The 18,928-nt window shown below is 67.8% G+C and carries 19 protein-coding genes; 9 read left to right on the forward strand and 10 right to left on the reverse strand.

Going from position 1 to position 18,928, the window contains the following annotated elements; genetic code table 11:
• On the forward strand, window positions 1–1,155 hold a 1,155-nt coding region (locus AOK01_RS18220), incomplete at its 5' end, for a globin domain-containing protein (protein WP_055512936.1).
• 116 nt (window positions 1,156–1,271) lie between these two features.
• Here the strand turns inward: AOK01_RS18220 and AOK01_RS18225 are convergent.
• The 5 genes from AOK01_RS18225 to AOK01_RS18245 form a co-directional block, all read right to left on the reverse strand.
• Window positions 1,272–1,754 (reverse strand): NUDIX domain-containing protein, encoded by a 483-nt coding sequence (locus AOK01_RS18225; RefSeq protein ID WP_055512938.1) that lies wholly within the window; start codon window positions 1,752–1,754, stop codon window positions 1,272–1,274.
• Between the two features lie 66 nt (window positions 1,755–1,820).
• On the reverse strand, window positions 1,821–2,726 hold the full coding sequence (locus AOK01_RS18230) for a LysR family transcriptional regulator (RefSeq protein WP_055512940.1): 906 nt from the start codon (window positions 2,724–2,726) through the stop codon (window positions 1,821–1,823).
• A 271-nt stretch (window positions 2,727–2,997) separates the two neighbouring features.
• Complete coding sequence (locus AOK01_RS18235; protein ID WP_055512942.1) at window positions 2,998–4,137, reverse strand: cystathionine gamma-lyase; 1,140 nt, start codon at window positions 4,135–4,137, stop codon at window positions 2,998–3,000.
• Window positions 4,134–4,667: a low molecular weight protein-tyrosine-phosphatase gene (locus tag AOK01_RS18240; protein ID WP_055512944.1), complete on the reverse strand. Its 534-nt coding sequence runs from the start codon at window positions 4,665–4,667 to the stop codon at window positions 4,134–4,136. The genes AOK01_RS18235 and AOK01_RS18240 overlap by 4 nt, the downstream gene beginning before the upstream one ends.
• Before the next feature lie 9 nt (window positions 4,668–4,676).
• Window positions 4,677–5,054, reverse strand: coding sequence for a phage holin family protein (locus AOK01_RS18245; RefSeq protein ID WP_055512947.1), 378 nt, complete (start codon window positions 5,052–5,054; stop codon window positions 4,677–4,679).
• 59 nt (window positions 5,055–5,113) lie between these two features.
• On the opposite strand from AOK01_RS18245, the gene AOK01_RS18250 reads away from it, so the two are divergent.
• From AOK01_RS18250 to AOK01_RS18265, 4 genes are all read left to right on the forward strand, one after another.
• Window positions 5,114–5,431, forward strand: coding sequence for a cupin domain-containing protein (locus AOK01_RS18250; RefSeq protein WP_055512949.1), 318 nt, complete (start codon window positions 5,114–5,116; stop codon window positions 5,429–5,431).
• A gap of 175 nt (window positions 5,432–5,606) precedes the next feature.
• A complete protein-coding gene (locus AOK01_RS18255) occupies window positions 5,607–5,819 on the forward strand; it encodes a DUF5326 family protein (protein WP_055512951.1) in 213 nt (70 codons plus the stop codon).
• Window positions 5,820–6,172: 353 nt separating this feature from the next.
• A complete protein-coding gene (locus tag AOK01_RS18260; protein WP_281181381.1) occupies window positions 6,173–6,934 on the forward strand; it encodes an IclR family transcriptional regulator in 762 nt (253 codons plus the stop codon).
• A gap of 99 nt (window positions 6,935–7,033) precedes the next feature.
• Window positions 7,034–7,474, forward strand: coding sequence for an SsgA family sporulation/cell division regulator (locus tag AOK01_RS18265; protein WP_055512953.1), 441 nt, complete (start codon window positions 7,034–7,036; stop codon window positions 7,472–7,474).
• A 154-nt stretch (window positions 7,475–7,628) separates the two neighbouring features.
• On the opposite strand, the gene AOK01_RS18270 is transcribed toward AOK01_RS18265, so the two are convergent.
• Complete coding sequence (locus AOK01_RS18270) at window positions 7,629–9,128, reverse strand: YibE/F family protein (RefSeq protein ID WP_055512955.1); 1,500 nt, start codon at window positions 9,126–9,128, stop codon at window positions 7,629–7,631.
• A 220-nt stretch (window positions 9,129–9,348) separates the two neighbouring features.
• On the opposite strand from AOK01_RS18270, the gene thiC reads away from it, so the two are divergent.
• The 3 genes from thiC to AOK01_RS41285 all read left to right on the forward strand — a co-directional run bounded on the left by thiC (window position 9,349) and on the right by AOK01_RS41285 (window position 12,261).
• Window positions 9,349–11,238, forward strand: a complete 1,890-nt coding sequence (gene thiC / locus AOK01_RS18275) for a phosphomethylpyrimidine synthase ThiC (protein WP_079103509.1) — start codon at window positions 9,349–9,351, stop codon at window positions 11,236–11,238.
• Between the two features lie 504 nt (window positions 11,239–11,742).
• A complete protein-coding gene (locus AOK01_RS18280) occupies window positions 11,743–12,039 on the forward strand; it encodes a hypothetical protein (RefSeq protein WP_157871351.1) in 297 nt (98 codons plus the stop codon).
• A 15-nt stretch (window positions 12,040–12,054) separates the two neighbouring features.
• Window positions 12,055–12,261 (forward strand): DUF397 domain-containing protein, encoded by a 207-nt coding sequence (locus tag AOK01_RS41285; RefSeq protein WP_079103510.1) that lies wholly within the window; start codon window positions 12,055–12,057, stop codon window positions 12,259–12,261.
• Window positions 12,262–12,338: 77 nt separating this feature from the next.
• On the opposite strand, the gene AOK01_RS18285 is transcribed toward AOK01_RS41285, so the two are convergent.
• From AOK01_RS18285 to AOK01_RS18300, 4 genes are all read right to left on the reverse strand, one after another.
• Window positions 12,339–13,265, reverse strand: coding sequence for a helix-turn-helix domain-containing protein (locus AOK01_RS18285; RefSeq protein ID WP_157871353.1), 927 nt, complete (start codon window positions 13,263–13,265; stop codon window positions 12,339–12,341).
• Between the two features lie 350 nt (window positions 13,266–13,615).
• On the reverse strand, window positions 13,616–14,488 hold the full coding sequence (locus AOK01_RS18290; protein WP_055512962.1) for a hypothetical protein: 873 nt from the start codon (window positions 14,486–14,488) through the stop codon (window positions 13,616–13,618).
• A gap of 183 nt (window positions 14,489–14,671) precedes the next feature.
• Window positions 14,672–15,865 carry a metallophosphoesterase gene (locus AOK01_RS18295; RefSeq protein WP_055512964.1) on the reverse strand — a complete coding sequence of 398 codons (1,194 nt, stop codon included), beginning with the start codon at window positions 15,863–15,865 and terminating at the stop codon, window positions 14,672–14,674.
• Between the two features lie 191 nt (window positions 15,866–16,056).
• Complete coding sequence (locus AOK01_RS18300) at window positions 16,057–17,169, reverse strand: LacI family DNA-binding transcriptional regulator (RefSeq protein WP_079103512.1); 1,113 nt, start codon at window positions 17,167–17,169, stop codon at window positions 16,057–16,059.
• A gap of 483 nt (window positions 17,170–17,652) precedes the next feature.
• On the opposite strand from AOK01_RS18300, the gene hisC reads away from it, so the two are divergent.
• Window positions 17,653–18,735: a histidinol-phosphate transaminase gene (gene hisC / locus AOK01_RS18305; RefSeq protein ID WP_055512968.1), complete on the forward strand. Its 1,083-nt coding sequence runs from the start codon at window positions 17,653–17,655 to the stop codon at window positions 18,733–18,735.
• Window positions 18,736–18,928: the final 193 nt, after the last annotated feature.

Consider the following 18,928-nt stretch of genomic DNA (forward strand, 5'->3'; position numbering starts at 1 on the left):
GAGCGGCCGGCCTCCGCGCGACCCGCCCCCACGCGACCCGCCTCCCCCGACGCAATCCTCATCCGCCGCACCATGGCCGAGGTGGGGCCCGTCGCCGACAAGGTCACCTCGTACTTCTACGCGTTGCTCTTCGTGCGTCATCCGGACCTGCGCTCCTTGTTCCCCGCAGCGATGGACACCCAGCGAGACCGACTGCTCAAGGCCTTACTGACCGCGGCCGAGCACATCGACAACACCGAGACGCTGGTCGCGTATCTGCAGAACCTCGGCCGCGGCCACCGCAAGTACGGCACTCGCCCCGAGCACTATCCGGCCGTCGGAGAGTGTCTCCTCGGCGCGCTCAGCCGGTTCGCCGAGACGGTCTGGGACCGGGAGACGGAGGCGGCCTGGGTCAGGGCGTACACGAAGATCTCACAGGTCATGATCGACGCCGCGGCCGTGGACGAACTGCGCGCCCCGGCCTGGTGGTACGCCGAGGTGGTCTCGCACGATCTGAGGACCCCGGACGTCGCCGTCGTCACGATCCGACCCGATCAGCCGTACCCCTTCCTCGCCGGGCAGTACACGAGCCTGGAGACGCCTTGGTGGCCGCGCGTCTGGCGGCACTACTCGTTCGCCTCGGCACCCCGGTCCGACGGGCTGCTGTCGTTCCATGTGAAGGCGGTTCCGGCGGGCTGGGTCTCCAGCGCACTGGTGCACCGGGCCCGCCCCGGCGACATCGTCAGGCTCGGCCCGCCCGCCGGCTCGATGACCGTCGACCACACGACCGACAGCGGACTGCTCTGCCTGGGCGGCGGCACCGGCATCGCCCCGATCAAGGCACTGGTCGAGGACGTTGCCGAGCACGGCCGGAGGCGCCCGGTCGAGGTCTTCTACGGCGCCCGAACCGATCACGACCTGTACGACATCGACACCATGCTCCGGCTCCAGCAGAGCCACTCATGGCTCGCGGTGCGTCCGATAGTCGACCAGCAGGCGCACCTCCAGCTCCCGGACGCGATACGTGAGTTCGGCCCGTGGAACGAGTACGACGCCTATCTTTCGGGCCCTCCCGGCATGATCCGTAACGGTGTGGACGCGCTCCGGGACATCGGTATCCCGTCGGAACGGATACGCCACGACTCGGTGGAGGACCTCGTCGCGACCCGCGACTGATCCGGCCGGGATTGATCCGCCCGGTACTGATCCCCCCCGGTACCGACCTGGCGGGTACCGACCTGGTCAAGTCCGACCTGGCCGGGACCGACCTCGCCGGTACGGACAACGAGTCGTCAGCCCAGGTCGGGTGCCTGCATCGCCCGTACGCCCTCGATGTTCCCGTCGAGATAGTGCCGCAACGACAGCGGTACGAGATGGACGGACGCGATGCCCACCCGGGTGAAGGGGATCCGCACGATCTCGTAATCGCCGCACGGTTCCTCGATCTCGGGGCCATGCCGCAGCGCAGGGTCCATGGATTCCAGACGGCAGACGAAGAAGTGCTGCACCTTCACGCCGGTCGAGCTGCTGTCCTCGCCGATGTGTTCCACGGTGTCGACGAAACACGGCACGACATCGGTGATCTTGGCGCCGAGCTCCTCGTCCACCTCACGGTGGAGCGCTTCGACGACAGTCGTGTCCTCCGGCTCGACCCCGCCGCCGGGCGTCAGCCAGTAAGGATCGACGCCGGGCTTGGTCCGCTTGATCAGGATCAGGTCATCGCCGTCCAGCAGGACGGCCCGGGCGGTGCGCTTGACCACGGGTCGGACGGTCATGGGAGGAATGTGGCCCGGTTGGTTCCACGTGAAACATCGCCGTCCCGACCAGACGAAGCATCTGCGTCACGACCAGTCGGCAGCGGCGTGTACCAGCCACTCGTGTGCCCGCGCGATATGGGGCATGGCCAGGGTGCCCGTGCGTACCACCAGGAAGTACGTGCGCAGCGGAGGCACCGCGGGTTCGGTCAGGGCCACCACGGCGCCCCGCTCCAGAGCCGGTCCGCACAGGTAGCGCGGCAGTACCGCGAGTCCCGCGCCGGTGGTGGCACAGGCGAGCACCGCGCGCAGGTCGGGGACGATGACGGCGCCCGATGCGGCGGGCAGGGAGTCGAAGACGGACGCCCAGTAGCGGGCGATGAACGGCAGCGACTCGTGCACCTCCACCACGGGCAGGTTCTCCAGCGCGGGCGCGCCCTCGCGCCGCAACTTGTCGGAGTCGATGTGGGGGACCCAGCGCGGGGCGGCGACCAGCACGTGCTCCTCGTTGCAGAGCGGAGTCGCGGTGAGCAGAGAACCCCGGGGGCGGGCCGTGCTGATGGCCAGATCATGATGCCCGGCAGCGAGTCCTTCGAGTGCCTCCTCCGCATTGCCGAAGGAGGCCCGCAGCGCGAAGCCCTGGCCGTCGTCGCCGATCAGCTCGGTGAGCGCGGGCAGCGCGCGCTCGGCGGTGAACTCCGGCGGCCCGGCGAGGTGGAGCGTGCGCAGGGAGGAGTCCGCTTCGAGTCCGGTCTCGGCGATCTCCACCAGGGCGTCGAGATGCGGGGCGGCCTTGTGGGCGAGTTCGTCGCCGATGGTGGTGGGGGTCACCCCGCGGGCCTGGCGCAGGAACAGAGGGCGGCCCAGTTGCCGTTCGAGCGTGCGTATCTGTGAGGTGACAGCCGGCTGGGAGAGGCCCAGCAGGGCGGCGGCGCGGGTGAAGGAGCCGGCCCGGTGCACGGTCACGAAGGTCCGTAGCAGGGCCAGGTCCATGGCGTCCCTTCCTTCTCCAGCTTCCCGGAAGGTCCCCACTATAAATAAGTCGATAGGTCGCTGTCGCTACCGTGATTGGACACTGACACAGAGTCAACTAGCCTTGTGCGCGCGGTTCTTAGCGCACAGAACCGGGGCGGTCCGAGCCACGAGGGGGGAGGCTCGGACCGTCCGTCGCGCGCGGCTCGGCTGTCGGCCGGTCACTCAGGGAGGGTCACTCAGAGAGTGCGTCGCTCAGGGAGTGCGTCGCTCAGGAGTGCTCAGGGAGTGCTCACTTCGCGGACTCGTCGAGCGCCAGCAGGACGTCCGCCACCAGATCCTCCGGATCCTCCGCACCGACCGAGAAGCGGATGAAGCCCTCCGGGACCGCGTCGCCGCCCCAGCGACCGCGCCGCTCGGCCGTCGACCGCACCCCGCCGAAGCTCGTCGCGTCGTCCACCAGCCGCAGCGCGTCGAGGAAACGTTCGGCACGCGCGCGCGTGGGCAGCGTGAACGACACCACGCACCCGAAGCGCCGCATCTGCTGCGAGGCGATCTTGTGCGAGGGGTCGCCGGGCAGCCCGGGATAGCGGACCCCGAGTTCCTCGGGCCAGTCCCGCAGCGTTTCGGCGATCACCAGCGCGCTCGCGTTCTGCCGGTCCACGCGCATCTGCAGCGTGGCGAGCGAACGGTGTGCGAGCCATGCCTCCATGGGCCCCGGGATCGCCCCGACGATCTTGCGCCAGCGCCGTACGGAGGCCATCGCCGGGCCGTCGACGCCCGCGACGTATCCCAGGAGGACGTCTCCGTGCCCGGTGAGCTGCTTGGTGCCGCTGGCCACGGAGAAGTCGGCGCCCAGTTCCAGCGGCCGCTGCCCGAGTGGGGTCGCCAGGGTGTTGTCGACCGCGACGAGGCAGCCGCGCGCGTGGGCCGCCTCGACGAGCCGCCGCACGTCGCACACGTCGAGCCCCGGGTTCGACGGGGTCTCGATCCACAGCAGCTTCGCCCCGTCGAGGACGTCGAGCTGGGCGTTCCCGCCGGTCGGAGCGGTGCGCACCCCGATGCCGTAGGTCTCCAGCTGCGCGCGTACGAGCGGCAGGACCTGGTAGCCGTCGTCGGGGAGCACGAGTGTGTCCCCGGCGCTCAGCTGGGAGAAGAGGACGGCTGAGACGGCGGCCATGCCGGAGGCGAAGACGAGCGTCTCGACGCCGTCCCGCCCCGGCGCCTCCAGCTCGCCGATGGCGTGCTCCAGATGGGTCCAGGTCGGATTCTCGTCACGTCCGTAGGTGTACGGCCCTGTGGGGTCGCCCGGCAGATGGAAGTGGGCGGCGAAGACCGGGCCCGGGAGGGTCGGCTCGTGCTTGACCGGCTCGGGCAGTCCCGCCCGCACGGCGCGCGTTCCGTCCCCCGCTCCCTCAAAAGAATCCGTCATGCCGCCCGTCCCTCCACTTGCTCGCGCACAGAGGCGAGCAGTCCGAGGCTCGCCGCCTCCACCATCTCAAGACATTGCTCAAAACCGTCCATGCCACCGTAATAGGGATCCGGTACGTCGAGATCGGCGCCGATGTCCGGGCCGGTGCCGGTGCCGACACCGGCGTTGGCACTGACGGTGGTGTCGTACGAGCGCAGCAGCCGGACCTTCCCGGCGTCGGCAGGGGTCGGCGCCAGGTGGCGCAGGACCTTGAGGTGGCCGGCGTCGAGGGCTATCACCAGGTCGAGCCGGGAGAACCAGTCGGTCCTGAACCGGCGGGCAGCATGACCGGTTTCGTAGCCGTTCGTCCGGAGCACGGAGACGGTGCGAGCGTCGGCGCCGTCACCCTCGTGCCAGCCGTCGGTACCCGCGCTGTCCACCTCGACCAGGCCGTCGAGCCCGGCCTCGGCCACCCGCGCACGGAAGACGGACTCGGCCATCGGGGAGCGGCAGATGTTGCCGGTGCATACGAAGCACACGCGATAGGGCATCCGGGCCGCTCAGTCCTCGTCCGGGAGGACGACGTTCAGTGCCCAGGAGACGATCGAGATGATCAGACCACCCAGGACGGCGGTCCAGAAACCGTCGACGTGGAAGCTCAGGTCGAGTTTGTCCGCCAGCCACGAGGTGAGCAGCAGCATCAGGGCGTTGACCACCAGCGTGATCAGACCGAGGGTGAGGATGAACAGCGGGAAGGTGAGGATCTTCACGATCGGCTTGACCAGGAAGTTCACCAGTCCGAAGACCAGCGCGACGAGGAGCAGTGTGCCGACCTCCTTACCCGTGCTGTCGCCGGTCAGGGTGATCTTGTCGAGCAGCCACACCGCCACCGCCAGGGCGCCCGCGTTGGCGATCGTCTTGACTACGAAATTCTTCATGTGTCTGATCGTGACAGAAGAGATCGGATACGAGCAGTGGGGCAGGGGCGGACAAGGCGATGAAGGCATTCCGGCTGGACGAACTGGAGGCGGAGCGTGCCGCCAACGACGGCGCGTACCTCCAGTTCCTGCGTGAGAAGAACATGTCGGTCGGCCTGTACGCGCTGGACGCGGGCACGCAGGACCCGCAGCAGCCCCACCGTCAGGACGAGGTGTACTTCGTCGCGAGCGGCCGTGCCGCGATCACGGTCGGCATGGAGACGACTCAAGTGGCGCGCGGCAGCGTCGTGTACGTGCCCGCGGGAGTGGCTCACAAGTTCCACCACATCAGCGAGGATCTGCGGGTTCTGGTGATCTTCTCTCCGCCGGAGAGCTGACGCCCGCCTCAGGGTTCCCTAGGGGAACGGTCAGGGGAGGACAAGGGGTGCGAGGCCCCCGTCGGCACCCCTGCCGCGCCTAGCATTGGGACCAGGACATTCGAGACCCGTCACGCATTGCGGGAACGGGCAGGGACAGCACTCGGAAACGGGCAGAGAGACAAGGACAAGGGCGATGCGAGAGATCTTCGCGGGGATGCCGTGGTGGGTTAAGTGGATCGCGGTGCCGGTCATCGCCCTGGTCGTGTTCGGCGGCCTGATAGCGAGCGTCGTCGGGTTCGTGATCGGCCTGCTCTTCAAGCTGCTGGTCTTCGTGGCGCTGGTCGGCGGACTGATCTACGTCGTGCGGAAGTTCATGTCGAGTTCCTCGTCGAGGAGCGACTGGTAGGCGGTGGCAGGGGCGACAGGCGACAGGCGTCCGCCCGACCTGCGGGGGCAGGCGCCGGCCGCGGACGGGCCTGTTCCCTGTCCGGGTCATCGGTCCGTGGCAACCGGTGGCCCACCGGGCGGCAACTCGTCGGCGGTGAACGAAACGACAGTTCCCTCGGCCGGGGGAAGTTTTTGACGCATGACGTCAGCGATCGGTGGCAGACGGTTAAAGTCCGGAACCGGACGCGGGGTTGATCCTCGCGCGCGGCGTTCCGAACCCACCCGTGTCATTCCCGCGCGGGCGGCCCCCTCGCGCTTCGGGAGTGACCCTTGGCCACGGTTGACACCGCGCCCGCAGGACCGCAGGTTTCCATCTCCGAGCCGCACCCCACGACCCTCATCGGCTCGGTACAGCGTGCGATGCGTCTTCTGGAGTCCGTGACCCGTCACGAGCACGGGGCGCCTGCGAAGCAACTGGCCCGCGAGGCCGGGCTCGCCCTCCCCACGGCCTACCACCTGCTGCGCACCCTGGCGCACGAGGGCTATCTGCGCCGTGAGAAGGGGCTGTTCTTCCTCGGTGAGGCGGCTGAGCGACTGAGCAGCAGCGGGGCCCAGCAGAAACGTCGCAGCACGGTTGCCGACGCGCTCGGAAGCTGGCGCGATTCGATCGGTGCCCCTGTCTACTACGCGGTCTACCGCGATGGGGAGATCGAGGTCCAGTACGTGGCCGACACCCCGGGCAATCCCGCGGTCGAGGAGTGGGCGGACTTCCGAGAGACGGGGCACGCGCACGCGATCGGCCAGTGTCTGCTGTCCCAGCTCGACGCCGAGGCGCGCAGGGACCACCTCGACCGATATCCCGTGCGATCCATCACGCCGTCTACGGTGCGTGACGAGCACACTCTGATGCGACGGCTCGAAGCGGCGGGACGCATGCAGCCCGTGATCGAACGTCAGGAGTACGCGCTGGGCACGGTCTGTGCCGCGGTCCCGATCACGATGGGCAGTACGGCCGCCGCTGTGGCCATCTCCATGCCGTCCCACCAGGCCGACCGGCTGCTGCCGGCGGCACAGATATTGCGGAGCGAGATCGGCGGGCTGCTGGGGAGACTTTCGCTCTCTATCAGCATCTGAAAACTCACTCCTTGTGAGCTGGTGTACACGTTAAGCAAGATGCCAGCAGTGTTTAGGTGAACGATTCCCGGCCATGGACGGCAGACGACGGGGTAGGCGATGCGCGAGTCGGTAGTACAGGCAGAGGTCATGATGAGCTTTGTCGTCTCGGAGGAGCTTTCCTTCCGCATTCCGGTGGAGCTGCGTTACGAGACGTGTGATCCCTATGCCGTGCGTCTGACCTTCCACCTGCCCGGTGACGCCCCGGTGACCTGGGCGTTCGGCCGGGAGCTGTTGATCGACGGAGTGGGCCGCCCGTGCGGCGAGGGAGATGTGCACATCGCTCCCTCGGACACGGAGGGGTTCGGTGATGTGCTGATCCGGCTTCAGGTGGGGGTGGACCAGGCCCTGTTCCGCTGCGGTACGGCGCCTCTGCTGGCGTTCCTCGACCGTACGGACCGGTTGGTTCCGCTGGGTCAAGAGCGCGCCCTTGCCGACTTCGACACGCATCTGGACGAGGCCTTGGACCGCATCCTGGCGGAGGAACAGAGCGCGGGGTGAACAAGGGCGCGCCCGGTCCAAGGGCTTGGGCCCGGAGCTGGGCTCAGAGCTGGTCCAACGGCCCCGGCCCGTGGCGGGATGCCGTAACGCTTCTCCTTCGCCGGTCTCTGTGACGAGCGGGCCTCCGTGACGAGTCGGTTTCCGCGAGCTGGTCTCAGTGCTTGCGGCGGCGGCCGCTCCCGCCGCGCAGCGGTGCCTTCGGGCCGCTCTGAGGCTGTGGTTGCGACTGCGGCTGCGTCTGCTGGGCCGGGGCCGCGTCGCCCGGGCGGTCCGCCGAGACCACCAGGGCCGCGAGAGCCGTCGTCACCGGCACCGAGGCGACCAGGCCGATCGAGCCGACGAGGGTGCGCACGATTTCCTCGGCCACGAGCTCGCTGTTGGCCACCGCCCCCACGCTGCTCTGCGCGATGGAGAAGAGCAGCAGCAGGGGCAGCGCCGCACCGGCGTAGGCGAGGACGAGTGTGTTGACGACGGACGCGATGTGGTCGCGGCCGATGCGGATGCCCGCGCGGTACAGCCCTCGCCAGCCCATCGTCGGATTGGCTTCATGGAGCTCCCAGACCGCCGACGTCTGCGTCACCGTGACGTCGTCGAGCACACCGAGCGAACCGATGATGACGCCCGCGAGCAGCAGACCGCTCATGTCGATGGACGGATAGAGCCCGTGGATCAGACCCGTGTTGTCGTCGGTGTTGCCGGTCAGCGCGGCCCAGTCGATGAACAGCGAGCCGAGCAGCCCGATCAGCAGCAGGGACAGCAGGGTGCCCAGCACCGCGACCGAGGTCCGGGCCGAGAGACCGTGACACACGTAGAGCGCGATCAGCATGATGGCGCTGGCCCCGACCACCGCCACGACCAGCGGGTTCGAGCCTTGCAGGATCGCGGGCAGGATGAAGAACGTCAGGATCAGGAAGCTGACGGCCAGCGCGACCAGCGCCATGACGCCGCGCATCCGGCCCACCACAACCACGACGAGGGCGAAGATACCGGCGAGCAGCGCCATCGGGAACTTGCGGTTCACATCAGTGACCGAGTACTGGAGCTCCTTGGGGGCGTCGGGCGCGTACGCCACGATCACCTCCTGGCCCTGCTTCAACTGCCGTGAGGAGTCCGGCTGGACGATCTCCGTGAAGGTACGGCCCTTGTCCTTGCCGGTGTCGACCCGGACCGTCGCCTTCTTGCAGGTGCCCGCGGCCTGTTGCTGTGCGGACGAGCCCTCGGCCGTCGAGGTGTCGCCGGTCGGAGTCTCACCCGAGGCGTTCACGGACTTGCAGTCGACCTTGTCGACCTTGGTCACGGTGGCCTGCTGGGTCTGCCGGTCGAAACCGACACCCGTGCGCTCGTGTCCGGGGGCGCCGCCGGGCCAGAGCACCACGAGACCGACGACGACCGCCGCGGCGAAGGGGATCAGTACCGCGGCGATGATCTTGCGCAGGTGCAGCGAGACAGGGGCCGCGGGGCCATGGCTGTGTGAGTGACCGTGCCCACCGCCGAGGGGTCCGTCGCCTCCACCGCCACCGGGTCGGTCGCCCCCGCCGCCGCCCCCGGGGCCCTGGGATCCGTGTCCAGACCCGTCCCCGTGACCATGGCCGTCGTGGCCGTGTCCGTGGGGTGGTTCGGACGGCGGAAGTGGGGGCTGCTGCGTCGTGGTCACCGACCGATCATCGCAAGAACGAGAGAGGCCCACTGTTCACCGCGCCCATTGTGACGCTAGCGTGGAGGCACCTTTGCACACGCGGGAGCTCGGAGCACCGGGCTGAGAGGGCGCTGACCTCCGTATCCGCGATGTTTCACGTGGAACATCGACGGACGGGAAACGCTGCGTCGACCGCTGAACCTGTTACCGGGTAATGCCGGCGTAGGGAGTAGGTCTCATGACCAACAAGGACGTACGCACGCCTGCCTCCAGCCAGTCGAACGGGGAGCTCGCCCCGGCCGACGGCGCTGAGGTGTCTGCTTCGCCCGACAGCGGTGGGGCAGCCGCCTCGCCCGAGAAGGGCGAAACCGAGAAGAGCGACACCGGGAAGTCCATCGGCTGGCACAAGGCGTATGTCGAGGGCTCGCGCCCCGACCTGCGGGTGCCGGCCCGTCAGGTGCATCTCACCAACGGCCGGTCGGTCACCCTGTACGACACCTCCGGCCCGTACACCGATCCGACCGTCGACACCGACGTACGCAGGGGTCTGGCTCCCCTGCGCGGCAACTGGATCATCGGCCGTGGCGACACCGAGGAGTATCCGGGGCGGCCGGTGAGCCCCGAGGACGACGGGATCAAGCACACCTCACCGCGTGGCGGGCTGCGTAACCTCGACGCCGTCTTCCCCGGGCGTCCGCGTCTGCCCCGCCGGAGCCGCGACGGGCGGGCGGTGACGCAACTCGCGTATGCGAGGCAGGGCGAGGTCACCCCGGAGATGGAGTACGTGGCCATCCGGGAGAACGTTTCGCCCGAGGTCGTGCGCGAGGAGATCGCGGCAGGGCGGGCCGTTCTGCCGGCCAACGTCAACCACCCGGAGATCGAGCCGATGATCATCGGGAAGCGGTTCCTGGTAAAGGTCAACGCCAACATCGGTAATTCCGCGGTCACTTCCTCCATCGAGGAGGAGGTCGAGAAGATGACCTGGGCGACGCACTGGGGCGCCGATACGGTCATGGACCTGTCGACCGGGCGCAACATCCACACCACGCGGGAGTGGGTGCTGCGCAACTCCCCCGTGCCCATCGGTACGGTCCCCCTCTACCAGGCGCTGGAGAAGGTCGACGGGCGGGCCGAGGAGCTCACCTGGGAGATCTACAAGGACACGGTCGTCGAGCAGGCCGAGCAGGGCGTGGACTACATGACCGTCCACGCGGGGGTGCGCCTGCCGTACGTCCCGCTGACCGCGAACCGCAAGACCGGCATCGTCTCGCGCGGCGGCTCGATCATGGCCGCGTGGTGCTTGGCGCACCACAAGGAGTCGTTCCTGTACGAGCACTTCGAGGAACTGTGCGAGATCCTCGCCGCGTACGACGTCACGTACTCGCTCGGCGACGGCCTGCGGCCCGGTTCGATCGCGGACGCCAATGACGCGGCGCAGTTCGCGGAGTTGCGAACGCTCGGGGAACTCAACAAGGTCGCGAAGCGTTTCAACGTACAGACCATGATCGAGGGCCCGGGGCATGTCCCGATGCACAAGATCAAGGAGAACATCGACCTTCAGCAGGAGATCTGCGATGAAGCTCCGTTCTATACGCTCGGCCCGCTGACGACGGACATCGCGCCGGCGTACGACCACATCACCTCCGGTATCGGTGCCGCGATGATCGCCTGGTGGGGCACGGCGATGCTCTGCTACGTCACGCCCAAGGAACACTTGGGCCTGCCCAACCGTGACGACGTCAAGACGGGCGTCATCACCTACAAGATCGCGGCCCATGCGGCGGACCTCGCCAAGGGACATCCGGGCGCACAGGAGTGGGACGACGCGTTGTCGGACGCCCGCTTCGAGTTCCGCTGGGAGGACCAGTTCAATCTGGCCCTGGACCCGGACACGGCACGGGAGTTCCACGACGAGACGCTCCCGGCCGAGCCGGCCAAGACGGCGCACTTCTGCTCCATGTGCGGACCGAAGTTCTGCTCGATGAAGATCAGTCACAACATCAACGAGCAGTTCGGCGGTACGGCGGCGGCGGGTGCGACGGCCGAGGAGGTCGCCGACGGCATGCTCCAGAAGTCCAAGGAGTTCGCCGCGGCGGGGAACCGGGTCTACCTGCCACTGGCCGACTGAACGGGGCTCCCTCTCGTATCGGTGCACGTCTACAGCCGTGCGTCGGTCGAGAGGGGCGGAGGCCGGCCGGTCCGACGCGTACAGCGCGGATCAGAAAGCCGTCGAGGTGAGGTGGGCTCGGAAGGTCGTGCGCGCGGAACAGATCGAGAAAAGCGTGGTGCCACGATCACAGGAGTGCACTGGTGTGGTCGATCGGGCATCGGCGATCAGATTCATTCACCTTTGGCCGACCGAACAGACGTCCTGCTGCGGAGCCGAGGCCCTGGGTGATGCCTTCCAGGACCTCGGTGATCTGCCGGTGCCGACGTGCGGGTGATGTCGGTGGTGAGAGAGGGGCGCTATTTCCTTTCGAGCCACCAGATCAACAGGGAGACCGCTCCGGCCCCAAGAGCCGTGCAAGCTCCCTTGAATACGTTGGCGCCCGCAGCGCGCGCCCACTGCTTCCAGTTCGTTGAGCTGGTGATGTGTGGTGTGTAGCCCTCCGGGATGGAGTCTGTAGACTCCATGACAGAGCTCCTTTCGGTTTCGCAGACGAGGGTGCTCGGCGCGAGGGAGTCCGTGACCTCAAGCTTGCCGGCCGGGTCACAGGGCTCCCTTTTGCTGCGTTCATTCGGAACGAGTGCGTTTCTTTTCGGCCAGCCGTTCGCGCAACACGGCTGGCATTTTATTGCGTTTATTATGTATATGCCTCCATTTACTGGCATGAAGTGGGTGCCGGTGTGCACCTTGGCAGTGCTGGTGGCGACGCCCATACTGATTTGGATGCCAGAATTCCGCGGCATCGCCACTTTTCGTAGGTGAACACGTGGGGGCTACATGGGACTCGATGGTGCTGGAGTGCGGTGGCGAAAGAGCTCGGCCAGTGGCCAAGCGGAGTGTGTTGAAGTCGCTTTCATCGGTGACGTAGCGGTGCGCGACTCACGTGACCCCGATGGAGCGGCCCTGGGATTCACTGCATATGCCTGGCGCTCTTTCCTGGTCGGGCTGAAGGACTTCGGTGGGTCCTTGACGAGTACGTCGTAAGGCACGGATTTCTGTGTGGTGGGTGAAGCGGGGCCTGTCGCCAGGATTATCCGTAACGGGCTCCCCATTGTGTGCCGTCATTCCTGGCCGAACAGGAATTCCCGCGTCACCTCGTTTGCCACCTCCCTCTCGACCTCCCAGAAGTCGTCGAGGTAGTCGGTCGGTCGATGCTGGGACGTGCGTCCAAGGGCCTTTTCGCTGAAGATCACCTCGCCGTTCGCGTTCTCCAGATACGCAACCATTTCGTCCTCGTCGTCAGCGAACTGGAAGAGGACGTAGGTCGTTCGGAGCTGTCGGTAGAGTCCCGCGCTGAACGGAACGGTGAGCACTGTGACGTTCGGCATCTCGTTGACCGCCAGCAACTTCTCGTACTGTCGCTTCATGGTCTCCTGTGAACCGACGGTTCTCCGGATCACCGACTCGTCCAGAATGAAGAAGAGCTCGGGGCCGTCCGCATGAACGAGTCGGTCCTGCCGCTCAAGGCGAAGCTGTACGAGTTGTTCGGTCCGTTCCGCGCCCGTGTTGAGACGCATGAGGACCTCGCGGGCATATTCTTCGGTCTGCAGAAGACCGGGTACAAGATCCGGCTGGAAGCTCCGGAGAATCGACGCGGAACTTTCATATCCGAGATAAGTTTCGAATTCTTGGGTGACCCAGGTACGGAAGGGTGCCCACCACGGCGGCCGGCGGGCCTCGCGGGCGATGTCGGTCAGCGCCTGGACCTGCTCCGGATCGGTGATCCCGTAGTGGGTCAGGAGCACCCGGACGTCGGTGACCGACACACCGACGGTGCCGGCCTCGATCCGGATCACCTTTGAGGGTGACCAGTCCAGCTGCTCCGCGACCTCACGCTGCTTCAGCCCTGCGCTCTCTCTCGCCTTCTTGAGGCGGTCACGCAGTCGTGCACGCTGGAATCCGGGCTCTTCCTGTGGCACCGAGGTCTCCGTCCTGACGCGGGTGATGTTGTCCGTCAGTAGGCTAGTGGCCTCAAGGCGGTCAGACACCCCGCTCAGGGCTGCTCGGCGGAGTGCCAGGTCTCTGGCAGCCCCTGGTCCGACCGCATGGACCCTGTCGGCTGCCAGGCGCACTGCCTGCTGACTCAACGCTGCCATCCCACCTGCCTGGATGCGAAGTGCGTCGTGATGGATTGCCACATGGCATTCAGCATGCTTCGCACACACGGATAAAACAAGCCCACCTGCGAATCTGTGCAGGAGAGCTGATTCATGGGTTTTATGTGGCCCAATGTGCAGGAGGGCCCTGTTTCCCGTCCCGTGGCGATATGCGACGGAACGGGGAAAAGAAAAGATCGACGACGGATACCCGTCGTCGATCAGTCTTGGCAGTCGGCCCCCTATTCCGGAGCGTGCTCCGGTCCCCCGAAGTCCGGACTGCTGAAGTCCGGGCTCGAATAGCTGGGGCGGGGGCCTGCTGCCGGGCCGCCGTCGGGGCTGCTGAAGCCCGGGCGGTTGTAGCCGAGGTGCGGCATCCGGTTCGCCGGTGCCGGCGAGCCGGTACGGCCGAGGGCCGCGGTACCCGGGGCTGTGAGGGCCTCCCTGAGGAACGGCATGATGCCGTGCTCCAGGAGGGCGTCGTGCCAGGCTTCCCTGGCACGGTCGACCTCCTCGCTGCGTTCGCCCCGCACGCCGGCCTGCAGTGAGCTGGCGCCGTTGCGCAGGGCGGCGAGCAGCAGGCCGACCGCGGCCACCAGGATCGAGGCCGCGGTGATGGCGCCGAAGACCCAGCCGGTGGTCAGGAGGGTCTGGGCGATGCCCGGTTCGGGTTCGAGCATCTTCAGGATGTAGCCGACGAGCAGGAATATCGCCGCGGCCGTGCCGGCGAGGACGGGGGCCAGCACGGCGACGACCGCGGCGGCACCCGCCCCGGCGGTCTCCGTGACTTCCCCCAGGGTGGTGGCGAGCCCCACCGCGCTCGTGCCCGGATCCGATGAGTTGGTGGATCCTTCGCGGACGGGAGGGGTGGACGGCGCCGGTCGGCGCAGTTCCTCGCGAACCTTCACATAGTGCTGGTACTCGGTCGTCGCCGCCGCCGTGATGAGGGCGGTGGCGTTGAGTGCCATGGTGCGCAGTTGCTCGGGGTTGAGCCGCTGACCGACAGCGGCGAGTTCCGGACGGTGTGGGGCGGAGCGCAGCGCCTCGTCGAGGATCCGCTCGTACTCTGGGCGGTCCTCACTCAGCAGGTGCTGCGGAACGCTGTTCATGTGCATCCCCCGATGCTCCGTAGGGCTTGGGACTCGGCATGCTGACGAGCCGTCGGGCAGAAACGGAGGGGAGCCTGCTACGGATAAGCCGATGGTAGAGCGGTGACGGTGCAGGGTGACAGGGGGTTTCCAGAATTAGCCCCCGGCTCGCACCTGTCTCCCACCGGAGGACGTCTGCCCCGTAAACGCTCAGTTATCCAGGGGAAGTTGCTGGACCAGCAGTTTTCCGGCCATGGTCACGCCGCCGTCCATCGCGATCGCGAGTTTGTCGGCGTACAGGTGTGGTTCTTCGACCACGGGGGGTGACGAGTTCTCGCTGTCCTCCGAGCCGACCTCGCCCCGGAGATAGGGAATCGGGCTGTGACCATGGACGATGCGCGAACCGCCGTAGGTGTCCAGCAGGGAGCGCACCGCCTGCGCGCCGCCGTCGTCGCGGAACGCGAAGCGCTTGGTCAGCTTGCGGAAGAGGTCCCAGCATTCGTCCGCGTCATTGCGGGTGAGGGTTTCGCGGATGGTGTCGTTGACCGCTTCGATGGAGTCGCCGTAGTCGAGATAGGCGGTGGTGTCGGAGTGCATGAGCAGGTGCTCGTCCGCCAGTTCCATCGCGTCGAGGCGGGCCATCCACTGCAGATGGTGGTCCTGGAGGCGCTCCATGTCGGTCTTCTGGCCGCCGTTGAGCAGCCAGGCGGCCTGGAAGGTGGCGGTCCCCGCGCCGGAGTTGACGGGAATGTCCCCGAACCGCCTGGCGCCGAGCAGCAGCAGCTCGTGGTTGCCCATCAGGGCCTTGCAGTAGCCGCCGGCCGCGGCGGCCTCCGCGGACAGCCGCATCACGAGGTCGATGACGCCGATGCCGTCGGGCCCGCGGTCGGTGAAGTCGCCGAGGAACCACAACCGCGAGGTACCGGCCGCCCAGCGGCCCTCGACGTCGATGAGCCCCTTCTCGCGCAGCGCGGAGACGAGCTCGTCGAGATACCCGTGCACGTCCCCGACGACGAACAGCGGCCCCGGTCCGTCGTCGGGCTGCGGAAGCTGCCCGGCCTCGGGGTCGACCGGCACCTGAACCGTGTCACCGCGGTTGATGACCGGCAGATCGCGCTCCGTCGGCGTGTAGCCCTCCGGCTGCTCGGCCGGGACGGCAGCCTCGCCGAGCGGCGGGTGTCCCGCGTAGGGGCTGGACCGCACGTACGGCTCCGGGGGCCCGGCATACGGGTTCGCGGTCCGGTCGTACGGGTCGCCGGACGTGCTGTCGTACGGCGCGGCCGGTTGCGGGTGAGGTCCGGCGGACTGCGCGTACGGGCCGGCATCGTGGACGTACGCCGGTACGCGGAAGTCACGCACCGTCGGCGTACGCATCTCGGGTCCCTGACCGGCCCCCTGAGTCATCGACCCCTCCACCACCATCGCGCCGCATCTGCACCGCGTCGGACTGCCTGGTCGCAGCGGCCCGCGGTGTCGTCCGCCCATCATAGGAATGCGGATCGCGCCATGTGATGACCCAGGGGTGGTGAATCGGAGCTGAACCCCGGTTCACCGTGGTTTTCTCCCGAAATGGGAGGACCTTTCCGCGGGGGAGGTCACCCCTCCTCCGGGGACCTCGGCGGGCTGACGGTCGTCCGGGGCGGCCGTCGCTCGGAGGAGGTGCGCACGATCAGCTCCGTCGGTATCACCTGTTCGACCGGTTGGTCCGATTCGACCCCCTCGATGGCGTCGATGAGGAGCTGGACCACGGCCGTGCCGATGCGGCGCGGTTTGAGCGAGAGTGTCGTGACGGGCGGCTCGGTGTTGGCGTAGACGGTGGACTCGCTGCAGCACACGAGAAGCAGGTCGTCCGGTACGCGCAGGCCGTAGCGCCGGGCCGCCGCGAGGAGGTCGGTGCCGTTCGGGTCGAACAGCCCGTAGACGGCGTCGGGCCGGTCGGGCCGGGCGAGCAGCCGGTCGGCGGCGACCGCCCCCGCGCACGGATCGTGCGCGGGATAGGCCTCGTACACAGGATCCTGGCCCACGTTCTCGCACCAGCGGAGGTAGGCGGTCGTGGAGAGGCGGGTGTACGTGTCCGTGGTCGTCCCCGTCAGAAGGCCGATCCTGCGGGCTCCGGAGGCGGCCAGGTGGTCGAGGATGCCCAGGACCGCGGCCTCGTGGTCGTTGTCCACCCAGGCGGTCACCGGCAGCGAGCCGGCCGGGCGGCCGTCCGAGACCACGGGTAAGCCCTGGCGGACCAGTTCGCTGACGACGGGGTCCTGGTCGGAGGGGTCGATGACGACCGTCCCGTCCAGGGCCACGTTCGACCAGACGTCGTGGCGCGAGGTCGCGGGGAGGATGACCAGGGCGTAGCCCCGGGCGAGCGCGGCCGAGGTGGCGGCTCTGGCCATCTCCGCGAAGTACGCGAACTCCGTGAAGGTGAAAGGTTCATCCCCGTAGGTCGTCACCGTCAGGCCGATGAGGCCGGACTTGCCGGTACGGAGCGTTCGGGCCGCGGCGGAGGGGCGATAGCCCAGCCGGTCGGCGACCTCGCGGACATGGCGTCTGGTGGCGTCCGGTAGTCGTCCCTTGCCGTTGAGGGCGTCGGACACCGTCGTAATGGAGACTCCGGCGGCCGCGGCCACGTCTCTGATGCCTGCCCGGCCCGGCCGGTTTCCTCGGCGGGAGGTTTCCGACCGGCTCACCTGGTGCTTCCCTGCTGCTGTCATGGCGAGCCGATAGTAGGGCTCATGAGGTGGGGTAGTGCGGACGCATATGCACTCGTTGACAGGCACGTTTCTGCATGGTCATTTGTAAACAACGCCCTTGGAAAACAAGGGAGTTGATCGATTCAATGGCGGTACCTCGCTTGTCGACGCGCATGTGCCTGCCAAATGGGCCATGTCTCGAAGAGGTCTCAACTCACCTGCACGAGGGATGCGCGCCACGGCGTGAGCTACCGGCGCGGATCGTGAAGGGTGGCGCGCCCCCACTTTTTGTGCGCCTTCATGGCTTTCGCTGGATTTGGTATGCCTTCATGAGCATTCATGTGACTTCACGTGGTGATGTCCGGGAGTGCGTACGTAGATGTTCCGGCGCCGACCGATCGGTCGGTCCCCTGCCGTACGCAGCGGCGCCGCATCCTCTTAAGGTGAGGAGCATTGGCAGCCGGCGGGGGTGACGCGCCGGAGACGGTCACAAGGAGGACTGCGGTGAGCGAGACGAGCCCGAAGCTGCGAGCCGAGCTGGAGGGTATCCCCACCTACAAGCCGGGGAAGCCTGCGGCGGCCGTGGACGGTCCGGTGGCGTACAAGCTGTCCTCCAACGAGAACCCGTATCCACCGCTGCCGGGTGTGCTGGAGAGCGTGACCTCGGCGGCCGGTGCCTTCAACCGCTACCCCGACATGGCGTGCACGGGGCTGATGAACGAGCTGGCGGACCGGTTCGGGGTGCCGCTCACGCATCTGGCCACCGGCACCGGCTCGGTCGGCGTCGCCCAGCAGCTGGTGCAGGCGACCTCCGGGCCGGGCGACGAGGTCATCTACGCCTGGCGGTCCTTCGAGGCGTACCCGATCATCACCCGCATCAGCGGGGCGACGGACGTCCAGGTGCCGCTGACGCCGGGGGATGTGCACGACCTCGACGCGATGGCGGGCGCGATCACCGACCGGACGCGGCTGATTTTCGTCTGCAACCCCAACAACCCCACGGGCACGGTGGTGCGCCGGGCCGAGCTGGAACGATTCCTCGACCGGGTGCCGAGCGACGTGCTGGTGGTACTCGACGAGGCGTACGGGGAGTTCGTGCGCGATGCCGAGGTGCCGGACGGCGTCGAGCTCTACCGGGAGCGGCCGAACGTGTGCGTGCTGCGTACGTTCTCCAAGGCGTACGGACTCGCCGGGCTGCGGGTCGGATTCGCGATCGCGCATGAGCCGGTGGCGGCGGCGCTGCGCAAGACGGCCGTGCCCTTCGGGGTGAGCCAGCTCGCCCAGGACGCGGCGGTCGCCTCGCTGCGTGCCGAGGACGAGCTGTTCGGCCGGGTCGGTGCGCTGGTGTCCGAACGCGCGCGTGTGGTCGAGACGCTGCGCGGGCAGGGCTGGACGATCCCGGACACCCAGGCGAACTTCGTGTGGCTGCGGCTCGGGGAGCGCACCGTCGACTTCGCCGCCGCGTGCGAGCGGGCCGGCGTCGTCGTGCGGCCGTTCGCGGGCGACGGGGTTCGGGTGACGGTGGGCGAGACCGAGGCGAACGACATCTTCCTCAAGGCGGCGGAGGGCTTCCGCAAGGAGCTCTGACCAAGCCCCGGCACCAAGCCCCGGCGCCAAACGCTGACACCAGGCCCCGGCACCCGCGTTCTGCGGATGCCGGGGCCTGGTGTCGTTCGCCACGTCCGCTGTCTCCGCGCCCCTGCTGACCTGCTGTTTTGTGAGCAGAGCAGCCGGATCGGCACTTTGGCCACCCCCGCCCGTCACCGCTCGAACGGCAGTG

The sequence above is a fragment of the Streptomyces aurantiacus genome (assembly GCF_001418335.1).
Classification (GTDB): domain Bacteria; phylum Actinomycetota; class Actinomycetes; order Streptomycetales; family Streptomycetaceae; genus Streptomyces; species Streptomyces aurantiacus.

Excerpts from the sequence above, each read along its gene's own strand:
- AOK01_RS18225 (WP_055512938.1), bottom strand. The coding sequence starts at position 1,754 with ATGACCGTCCGACCCGTGGTCAAGCGCACCGCCCGGGCCGTCCTGCTG.
- AOK01_RS18230 (WP_055512940.1), bottom strand. The coding sequence starts at position 2,726 with ATGGACCTGGCCCTGCTACGGACCTTCGTGACCGTGCACCGGGCCGGC.
- AOK01_RS18235 (WP_055512942.1), bottom strand. The coding sequence starts at position 4,137 with ATGACGGATTCTTTTGAGGGAGCGGGGGACGGAACGCGCGCCGTGCGG.
- AOK01_RS18240 (WP_055512944.1), bottom strand. The coding sequence starts at position 4,667 with ATGCCCTATCGCGTGTGCTTCGTATGCACCGGCAACATCTGCCGCTCC.
- AOK01_RS18245 (WP_055512947.1), bottom strand. The coding sequence starts at position 5,054 with ATGAAGAATTTCGTAGTCAAGACGATCGCCAACGCGGGCGCCCTGGCG.
- AOK01_RS18250 (WP_055512949.1), top strand. The coding sequence starts at position 5,114 with ATGAAGGCATTCCGGCTGGACGAACTGGAGGCGGAGCGTGCCGCCAAC.
- AOK01_RS18255 (WP_055512951.1), top strand. The coding sequence starts at position 5,607 with ATGCGAGAGATCTTCGCGGGGATGCCGTGGTGGGTTAAGTGGATCGCG.
- AOK01_RS18265 (WP_055512953.1), top strand. The coding sequence starts at position 7,034 with ATGCGCGAGTCGGTAGTACAGGCAGAGGTCATGATGAGCTTTGTCGTC.
- thiC (WP_079103509.1), top strand. The coding sequence starts at position 9,349 with ATGACCAACAAGGACGTACGCACGCCTGCCTCCAGCCAGTCGAACGGG.
- AOK01_RS18280 (WP_157871351.1), top strand. The coding sequence starts at position 11,743 with ATGACAGAGCTCCTTTCGGTTTCGCAGACGAGGGTGCTCGGCGCGAGG.
- AOK01_RS41285 (WP_079103510.1), top strand. The coding sequence starts at position 12,055 with ATGGGACTCGATGGTGCTGGAGTGCGGTGGCGAAAGAGCTCGGCCAGT.
- AOK01_RS18290 (WP_055512962.1), bottom strand. The coding sequence starts at position 14,488 with ATGCACATGAACAGCGTTCCGCAGCACCTGCTGAGTGAGGACCGCCCA.
- AOK01_RS18295 (WP_055512964.1), bottom strand. The coding sequence starts at position 15,865 with ATGACTCAGGGGGCCGGTCAGGGACCCGAGATGCGTACGCCGACGGTG.
- AOK01_RS18300 (WP_079103512.1), bottom strand. The coding sequence starts at position 17,169 with ATGACAGCAGCAGGGAAGCACCAGGTGAGCCGGTCGGAAACCTCCCGC.